Genomic DNA, 9676 nt, shown 5'->3' on the forward strand with positions numbered 1-9676 from the left:
TATGTTGTTGAAATTAGTTTCGGCTCCATATAATCGTCATGAAACGATTATCTGGACTGATAGCAATTCGGTTGGCCGTTTGATGCTGCGGAGTTGGAGGAATTAAATCAGCTACTGGTGTCCAAGAAGTCTTTGAAAAGTCATTACCATTTTGCTCATATGGCCAAGCACGTAACTTGCCGTTTTCTACATTAAAAATCCATGATAAACCACTGGCTTTCAAACCGCCCCAAGCATAGTCTTCGCTGCCTGTACCCAAACTGACCAAAGCTTGGTGTTGTTTAGAGGCTGGATTAAAACTTTTGACAATCCGGTTACCATCCATCAACTTATGCAAATAGCTAAATGTTAGTGTATTAGGGATCACATGCAGGCTTCTTCCTACATTAGAAGCAACAAAATGGCCTTCGTTGGCACTTTCGCCTTTTGGTTCAAAATACAAACTGTAAGCGTAACGAGCCCACATTAAAGTACCCAATTCAGGGTTGGTGGCATAGTAACCCGTTGGGATCATGCTATTGATGGCACGAGTTCGAGGTTTATTACCTTGCTGATACCACACACTTTGATGCGGAACGCCTTGCTCAACGACATATTCAAGCCCATTTTCAGTATCTGTTGGTGAAAATTCGCTTTCGTTCGGGGTATCGGTTAATTGTGTGATTTTTCCTGTGTTAATGTCGTAGCGGTAAATATCATTGAACTGACCTTTACGATCTGAAACAAAAACAACGCTTTTACTATTACGAGTAAAGCTAGCTTGGTTATCATAACCATCACGTTCTGTAATGGATTTCCCTTTACCGATCGACCATTTTTGTTTTGCTTCGTCGAAATGTAAAGGGTAAAGTTGAATATCATAACCGCCAGCAATCGCACAATTTGAAAGCAAGCTAATTGAAAGTAAAGTCAGTAATCGTTTCATCTTGTTATTCTTTTTGTTAACAATTTTATTACACATTACCGAATAACTAGAAGATTGTATACAATCTTAATTAAATTAAACTTCATCTAAAATTAATGCAATAACACCAAGGTTGCTAAACCTAAGAACGCAAATAAACCAACAACATCTGTTACTGTCGTGAGTAACATTCCTCCTGCTAAAGCTGGGTCAATGTTCATCTTTTTAAGAACAATTGGGATGGCGGCTCCAGCTAAACCGGCAATGGTCAGGTTAATCAGCATGGCGCAAGCAATTAAACTGCTTAACACAACATCGTGCTTCCAAATCCACACAGCGATGAACACCATGGTCGCCCAGAGCAGTCCATTTAAAAAACCAATGGCCAACTCTTTGGTGATTAACCAACGAGTGTTAAATTGCCCAATATGCCCCAAGGCAATACCACGAATCACCAATGCTAGGGTTTGATTACCTGCAACGCCGCCCATACTCGGTACAATAGTCATTAAAATTGCGAGCGTTGCAATATGCTCAATCGTTCCCTCAAATAAATTACTCACAGAAGCGGCTAAAAATGCAGACAACAGATTGATAATAAGCCACAGTGAGCGTCGCACTGAACTTTTGAGTACGGGTCCGAAAGTATCTGCATCGTCTTCTAGACCCGCCATTCCCATCATCGAGTGTTCAGCACCTTCACGGATCACATCAACCACATCATCAATGGTGATACGGCCAAGTAATTTACCGTCATCAGCAATAACAGGCGCAGAAACAAGATCATGACGTTCAAACAGTTGCGCTACGTCGGCATCATCCATCAGTACAGGAATACCTTCAATGTCGGTGTTCATCACTTCTTTCACTGATGAATTCGGGCTTGAAGTAAGTAAGCGGGATAACGAAATTGAACCTAGAAATTTATCCCGTCGATCAACAACAAATAATTGGTCTGTTGCATCAGGTAAACTACCACGACCTCTTAGATAGCGCAGGATCACATCGATATTCACATCTGGACGAATAGTGACGCTATCGGTATTCATGATACTGCCAGCCGTATCTTCGGGATAAGACAAGGCTTGTTCGATGCGCAACCTATCTTGACTGGTCATGGATTGTAAAATTTGCTGATACAGACTGTCAGGCAAGCTTCTTAGTACATATGCGAGATCGTCGGTATCCATACCTTTAGCGATAACTGCTAATCGCTCAGGAGACATCTCCATAATAAAGCTGTCTTTGAGTTCTTCACCCAGTTCATCCAGCACTTCACCTGTATGTTGCGGATCAATCAGCTGCCACAGCACTTCACGAGTTTGAGGCGGTGAAGACTCAAGCACAAGAGCAATATCTGATGGCGACATATCACACATCATTTGGCGCACATGCACGAACATCCCGCTATTCAACGCATGGTTTAATTGAATTAAACGTTGTTCAGCTTGCTCATTATCCAACATTTCTAATGGCATAGCGGCTCCAACTCAAGATGATGTATTGCAATAAGGGTAGCGGATTTAGGGATTTTTTTCAGAGGTAAGGGATCCAGATCCGAGGTATATACCCATACCTGAAGATGCTCGATTTCAGATATGATTGAATAAATGACTAACAGCTCTGATGGTACATCTGATAGGCAGGACGCCTGAATGTCGTGAAGCACATGGATGTGCGAGAACGACCTGTACCCCAGAGCTTAGCTCGACGTCCTGTCTCGCCCACGCCATTTTGCATTCAATAATATCTTCAACAGCTTCGATGGGAGCATCAGCCATTAAACAGTATATCAATCTAATAAAGTAAGAGCTTTTAGAAAAAAACTGAAACCTTGCAGGCTACAATGTTCCCCATGACAAAGTTGTAATTCTTCGTTGGTGAAAAATAGAGTAAGTGCAGCATGGATGCTGCACTAGGTTACGAGGTGTATGGATGCACCATCGGAAACGTTAGGTATTTTTTATCATAAGAGGAATAACGTTTAACTTTGTGGGGCGGCATGGGGGAGGATGCAAGAAGGGATTTGCTGGAGAATTACCGACATACAAAACTGTCGTTACTGCGTTTCCTCTTTGCTCGGGTGTGGGTGGAAAGCCCGCGACGTTTTAAAGTGCGAAGCACTTTCTTAACCAACTTTTGCCCCAAAATGGTTTTGAGCCATTGCTTTCATAACTATCTTCGATAAAACAATAGATAAGATGGGAGGTGTTTTTTAAGTAATTAAGAAACATACAGTGATTAATACACAGTGGTTAACTTGCATTTACAATAATATCTGTATGACAACTGAACATAATTAAACTGTAATGTGCCAGTTGGTTTGACTGGCACATGATAAGATAAATAACTCTATTTGGATGCTTTAGAGCCTAGTTTTTCGTGAAAAAAAGATCAACGGCAATTTGATTCTTTCTTCCCTCTTTTAAATCACTGTGAGCAAGAGGTGCAATATTCGCAATCACAATAGGTTCATTTTTAGTTTCTATGCTATGTAAAAAATATGGCTTTACAGAGTATATATCTCCTTGTTTTAACTGAAGAGACTCATTAGAGCCTGAAACAATTTGATCATCTTTGACTTCTGCTAAATGTAAAATACCAGAACCTTCTACCACCATGAATATATCAATATCACCATAGGTATGGAAGTGTGGCTTTTGTTTGCGGTTTTCATCAAGTTTAAAAACTACAAAACCATACTCACCGGCTTCAGACATAACAGACTGAATTACATCTGTAGTTGTATCAGCAGCATTTGTTTGTAGCTCTACATTATAATTTTTTATGTCCAGAATTTTTGATTGCATCTTACTATCCTTATAGGGGTACTTAAGCGAATTGCTCTTGCGTTCCATATAAAAATAGTATAGGGCACATAAATAAGTATTAATTTTAAACAAATTGCAGCAAGCATTTGTCCATAAGAGTGTTTCGTTCGGTATGACCTTTATTACTTAATTTTCTTAAAAAAATGCCTTTAAGAGTGAATCAGTATTAAACTTTAGGCTTTCGATACCTAAAGTTTCAACGTACTAATCAGGTCTACAGAGTCATAGAGGATGAACCTTTATTACCCGACTACAGAAACCAATATCTAACCCGATAAATTTATCTGTTTTTTGCAAAGCTGGGCAATCATCGGCACCTCTGCCTGTACTGCCCAACTAATATAGCCCTAAACAGGCCACTACTGCAAGCGTTAGATTTACTACAAGCCTTATGCACCAAGGGTTACAGTCAATTACATTACATTATGAGCTGTTGATGTTGGCCTGATGTTTGCTGCTTTGCTGGTGTAAGTACCTGCCTTGCCAAGCATAGTGCGGCTGCGGCGAGCAAAGAGGCTCTTGATTGTGCCTTTCACTTTTGCTGTTATGGTTTTTACTTGGATCTAAATGCTGATTTTAAGCGGTAATATTTGATGCCTCATTTGAGCATTTCATTTAAATGTGAGGACATTTCTGAGCGGGCCTTTAATGGCCTGATAATCTCGGGGATTGGTGTTTTCCTGAGGTACTTATCTTATGTAGTGGGATTATCGTTCATAGATACCTCACTTCACTATCAATACATATCGTCGGAGACGTACACAGATAATCCCATAATCTATACAGCTGTCATTGGGCGATTAGAGATGAAATATAATTTGTTTTTATTTTAGGGTGTAAAAGAATATTTTATAACCTTGGGTATTTTTTTATTAGAGGTTGTATACCCATGATACCTGAAGATGCATGTTTCAGGACTTTCTCAACGCAAATTATTTGAGGCGCATTGGTGAAGGAATATCGGGATTCTTTGGAGCCAATGTAACAAAAAGTAATTTGTGCTGAGAGAACCATGCAGTGCGAGTTACACAGCTTGTTACTCTGTGTTGCCAGTGCTAACAATTGACTGCTATTACCGCACACTGTCGCCTTGATTAACAACCTGTGCATTCTCGCTGAAATCGAGCATATTCAGGTATCATGGGTATATATGTCAATGTCATCTTGCTCTGAGATTTAAGAAAAAGGGTGGGTTTTGAATGTCTGAATTATTGAACAAATATCAACAGCCTCTAATTAATTAATTAAATGTTTTACAGTAATAAAGGTTGGAGATTCTATGTCTACGTCTATGTCTACGTCTATGTCTACATTTAAAGGTGAAAGCTGTGAGATTTCATTGGTGCAACCTCCATTATGCGATAGCGGTGATGCATTAGAATGTAAGAAAGTTACTGCAATTGGAAAAGAGTATTCTGTTAAGGAGGTAATTGTAGAAGGAGGTGATGTCATGTATTTAGACACTGACTCACCATCATCTATCGTTACAACCATAGCTATGGCCGCACATAAATCGCAAGCAATCAGGCTTGTACTCAAAGATGAAAATTCCCCCGCACGAATAGAAAAGGTGTTTAATGTGTTAATTAAGGATGATCAGTATAAGTTTCAACCTGCAGAGAAACTAAAAAAAGGTGAAAAAAAAGGTGAAATTACAAGAAAAGCTGCTGAATATGAAACATGCCTAAATAGAAGTAGTGCTGATTTATTTTCCGCTTGCCGAGGAGGGAATAAAGATGCGGTAATTGGTCTTTTAAAAAATGGGGTTAATTTATATAAAAAGGATGAGAACGGATGGACAGCCCTTGAATGTGCCTCACTAAACGGGCAAACCGAGATTGTCGAACTACTTTTGAACGCTGGGGCTAAGGTGGATATTCAAGATGAAGATGGATGGACAGCCCTTAAATCTGCCTCACGACACGGGCATACCCAGATTGTCAAACTACTTTTGAGAGCTAAGGCTCAGACGGATATTCAAGATAAAGAGGAATGGACAGCCCTTCAATGTGCCTCACTAAACGGGCATACCGAGATTGTCGAACTACTTTTGAGCGCTAAGGCTCAGACGGATATTCAAAATAATGAGGAATGGACAGCCCTTGAATGTGCCTCACTAAACGGGCATACCAAGATTGTCGAACTACTTCTTGGCGCTGGGGCTAAGGTGGATATTCAAGACAAAGCGGGATGGACAGCCATTGAACGTGCCTCACGACAAGGGCATACCAAGATTGTCGAACAACTTTTGAGCGCTGGGGCTAAGGTGGATATTCAAGATAAAGCGGGATGGACAGCCCTTAAAGCTGCCTCACGATACGGGCATGCCGAGGTTGTCAAACTACTTTTGAACGCTGGGGCTCAGGTGGATATTCAAGATGAAGAGGAATGGACAGCCCTTGAATGTGCCTCACGACACGGGCATACCAAGATTGTCGAACTACTTTTGAGCGCTAAGGCTCAGACGGATATTCAAGATGAAGAGGAATGGACAGCCCTTGAATGTGCCTCATTAAACGGGCATACCAAGATTGTCGAACTACTTTTGAGCGCTAAGGCTCAGACGGATATTCAAGATAAAGAGGGGTGGACAGCCCTTGAACGTGCCTCAAACAAAGGGGATACCGAGATTGTCAAACTACTTTTGAATGCTAAGGCTCAGACGGATATTCAAGACAAAGCGGGATGGACAGCCCTTGAACGTGCCTCACTAAACGGGCATACCGAGATTGTCGAACTACTTTTGAATGCTAAGGCTCAGACGGATACTCAAGATGAAGAGGGATGGACAGCCCTTAAAGCTGCCTCACGATACGGGCATGCCGAGGTTGTCAAACTACTTTTGGACGCTGGAGCACAGGTGGATACTCAAGATAAAGAGGGATGGACAGCCCTTGAACGTGCCTCACACAACGGGCATACCGAGATTGTCAAACTACTTTTGGACGCTGGAGCTAAGGTGGATATTCAAGACAACGCGGGATGGACAGCCCTTAAATCTGCCTCACAATTCGGGCATACCGAGATTGTCAACCTACTTTTGGGCGCTAAGGCTCAGACGGATATTCAAGATGAAGAGGGATGGACAGCCATTGAATGTGCCTCAGCAAGCGGGTATACCGAGATTGTCAGACTACTTTTGAGCGCTGGAGCTAAGGCGGATATTCAAGACAAAGCGGGACGGACAGCCTTTGAATATGCCTCACGATTGGAGCATGAAGACGTAAAAAAATTATTAATTGGTAACATTGGAAATTTTAACCCAGAGGAATGGGAAATAATTGAGTCTTGATGTGTTCTTGTTCTAACTTAATACCTTAGAATGATTAGCTCTAATAATCGTTGCAAAGGTTACTATAATGCGTATCGAAGATTTTATTATTTACCTTAACCGAGTGATGACAAGCACTGCAATAAGACTGAGGCTTGCACTCAATTACAATGTCATCATCCGACAGTTCAGCTAAAGGTCTTCTGTGCCCCGTGTGGCCTGGCTGAGCGCCCACCTTATTTCTGCTACGAGGCGTTTGAGCTTTTTTCTATCGGCCTTAGCTTCAGGTGTATCTGATGACGGAGATTTTGATGAATTCTGAGAAGACGGCTTTAACCTAAAAAACTCAGTTGAACGCTAAATAACTTTTTAAGCTTATGAAAGTAAAAAAATAATCTGATTAAATTTTACCACCTATTGGGTGAATCGCTCTACGCTTACAAGCTGGCTAAAATTGCCGTTATCTACGTTAGAACATTTGCAAGTAGATTAACTACTTGCTGCACGTTCTGCCTTGCTACCGATAATTTTTTCTGCGCTTGAAAACGTACCCAACTGAGTTTTCTAGGTTTAACCTATCTTCGTATTCCCGAAGTTTTTGCCATAACTCTTGAATCAGCAAATTAGCATCTTTCAAATTGGCAGGTTGTGGAGCATCTTTCTCGAAGCATTTTTTGTTTTTCATGTGTACATAAAACACCATAAAAAGATCGTTCAAGTAACAATGCTAGGTCAAGTGACTTGTTTCACAAAAAAACAAGAGGAGCTTGGTGAAAGGTTACGTTTTATGGTCTGATAATATCGGGGATTGGCATTTATCTGAAGTGAGGAACTGATGACATTTAAGAGAATCCTACAAACCACTATTAGTGGTCTGTTATTGATGAGCCAGTGCGGTTTTGTGCAAGCTGGAAATACAAACGAAAAAACAGATTCTAATGTTGAATCCGTTAAAACGTTAACAAAATCGACCAATCAAGGAAATGCTGGGGCTCAATATAATTTAGGGGTTGCTGATGGCTTTGGCTACGGTGATTCATCTGGATGTCCTGTGGACAGAGTAATAGAAAATCAAGATTTATCGGGTCATGAGGGTTTTTGTGCGGATATAAGGCTATTTAGTGGCACTAATTTGGTATATGATTCAGCGGCAAAAGATTCTCAGATGACCCTGTCTGGTGGCACGAATTATATATATGGTTCAGCGGCAAAAGAGGCTCAGATAACCGTGTCTCGTGGCTGGAATTATATACATGATTCAGCGGCAAAAGATGCTCAGATAACCCTGTCTGGTGGCGTTGATGGTGGCGTTAATTTGTTATATGGTTCAGCGGCAAAAGGTGCTCATATTATGACCCTGCCTGGTAGCATTACTTTGCTAGCTGGTTCAGCGGCAAATGAGGCTCAGATGACCCTGTCTGGTGGCTGGGTTAAGGTATTTGAATCAGCGGCAAAAGATGCTCAGATAACCCTGTCTGGTGGCGTTAATTTGTTATATGGTTCAGCGGCCGAAAATGCAGATATAGCCGTTAATAATGGGAGAGATAACAACTTCATCGGTGCGCACGTAGCTAATAATGCCGTAATTACTGTATGTGGTAACAGTACGATAAATTATGGCACTGATTTAACCGATGGTGGGGAGGTCATAAATCCTACTGAACTAACAGAAACAAACGCAAAAAGTTTAATGCCACAAATAAAAGCGTTCAACGACCTTAGAAACAGTGTTAAGCCATTAAATAAGCGCTGCTTACCCTTAGCTACCCCAAATAATTTTAGCGAACATTAACACGTTAGAGTTATCACTGAGCATGGAAGGTCAAGCAGAGGCGCAGACCTTGACAAAACAGATGTCACAGCATTAAAAGCTTAGATTACTCTGATTGAGAACGCTAAAACCGTCATGATTTGTGTTGACGTTTTTTTGTCATACATAAAGTGAGTTAGACGTATATACCCATGATACCTGAAGATGCTCGATTTCAGCATCTTCAGGTATCATGGGTATATATTCTTTTCTTTAATGACTCTTTATTTTTTATTAATAACTCAAGTTTCGGAGTTCATTTTCACCTGAAATTATGGATACTTTCCAGCTAAAATAGCCTCTTGTCGTAAAGTGAAAGTATCCATTTGCATGACTTGATTAAAAAACGAAGTGACTTCTTCGTTGATTTTATTCAATATCAGATCACCTTCACTAGTCGATAATGAAGTGATACTTGAGATGGCATCGCTGATCAATGCCTTAAATAATCCCCATAATTTACAAGCAAAATCCAAATTGCGCAGACTGTCACTAAGCAGGTTTCTTGCGTCACTCACTTTACCGGTTTCATCGTTCTTCTTCGCATGAAGGAGTAGACAATACCTTAACCCTGTCAGGTGAATTGAGGCAATATAAGCACTTATGTGGACTCCCCACGTGTCAACAACAAACTGTTATTAATCGATGAATAAATGCGTACTTATGTACGAGCTCAATGTTGAGTAGCGAACTCAGGCTCTCTGATATTTACGCGAACCAGTAAACAAACCTGTACGACGAGCTCAAAGCTCTTAGTGCTTAACTGTTTTTACTGGCTGATTTTCATCTTCGATTGAGCATTTTGTTGTTTAAACTCATTACTTGGCTGGGATTAATTCAGCCTTATATTCAGTTCCCTG

At 40.8% G+C, this 9676-nt stretch carries 6 protein-coding genes and 1 pseudogene; 2 read left to right on the plus strand and 5 right to left on the minus strand.

Annotated features, from left to right (window positions below):
- Window positions 1-13: 13 nt before the first annotated feature.
- From JQC92_RS05155 to JQC92_RS05165, 3 genes are all read right to left on the minus strand, one after another.
- Window positions 14-925 carry a TolB family protein gene (locus JQC92_RS05155; RefSeq protein WP_204998641.1) on the minus strand — a complete coding sequence of 304 codons (912 nt, stop codon included), beginning with the start codon at window positions 923-925 and terminating at the stop codon, window positions 14-16.
- A 92-nt stretch (window positions 926-1017) separates the two neighbouring features.
- Entirely contained in the window at window positions 1018-2382 is a 1365-nt protein-coding gene (gene mgtE / locus JQC92_RS05160; protein ID WP_204998642.1) for a magnesium transporter, read from the minus strand.
- Window positions 2383-3276: 894 nt separating this feature from the next.
- On the minus strand, window positions 3277-3714 hold the full coding sequence (locus JQC92_RS05165) for a cupin domain-containing protein (protein WP_204998643.1): 438 nt from the start codon (window positions 3712-3714) through the stop codon (window positions 3277-3279).
- A 1324-nt stretch (window positions 3715-5038) separates the two neighbouring features.
- Between JQC92_RS05165 and JQC92_RS05170 the strand changes: the two genes are divergently transcribed.
- Window positions 5039-7027, plus strand: coding sequence for an ankyrin repeat domain-containing protein (locus JQC92_RS05170; RefSeq protein ID WP_204998644.1), 1989 nt, complete (start codon window positions 5039-5041; stop codon window positions 7025-7027).
- 88 nt (window positions 7028-7115) lie between these two features.
- Here the strand turns inward: JQC92_RS05170 and JQC92_RS05175 are convergent.
- Window positions 7116-7345: pseudogene (locus tag JQC92_RS05175) on the minus strand (DUF6444 domain-containing protein); the annotation flags it as partial.
- Between the two features lie 496 nt (window positions 7346-7841).
- Between JQC92_RS05175 and JQC92_RS05180 the strand changes: the two are divergent.
- Window positions 7842-8798 (plus strand): hypothetical protein, encoded by a 957-nt coding sequence (locus JQC92_RS05180; protein ID WP_204998645.1) that lies wholly within the window; start codon window positions 7842-7844, stop codon window positions 8796-8798.
- A 290-nt stretch (window positions 8799-9088) separates the two neighbouring features.
- Here JQC92_RS05180 and JQC92_RS05185 read toward each other — a convergent pair whose 3' ends face one another.
- Window positions 9089-9334, minus strand: a complete 246-nt coding sequence (locus tag JQC92_RS05185) for a hypothetical protein (protein WP_204998646.1) — start codon at window positions 9332-9334, stop codon at window positions 9089-9091.
- Between the last annotated feature and the right edge of the window lie 342 nt (window positions 9335-9676).

The sequence above is a fragment of the Parashewanella hymeniacidonis genome (genome assembly GCF_016900895.1).
GTDB lineage: Bacteria > Pseudomonadota > Gammaproteobacteria > Enterobacterales > Shewanellaceae > Parashewanella > Parashewanella hymeniacidonis.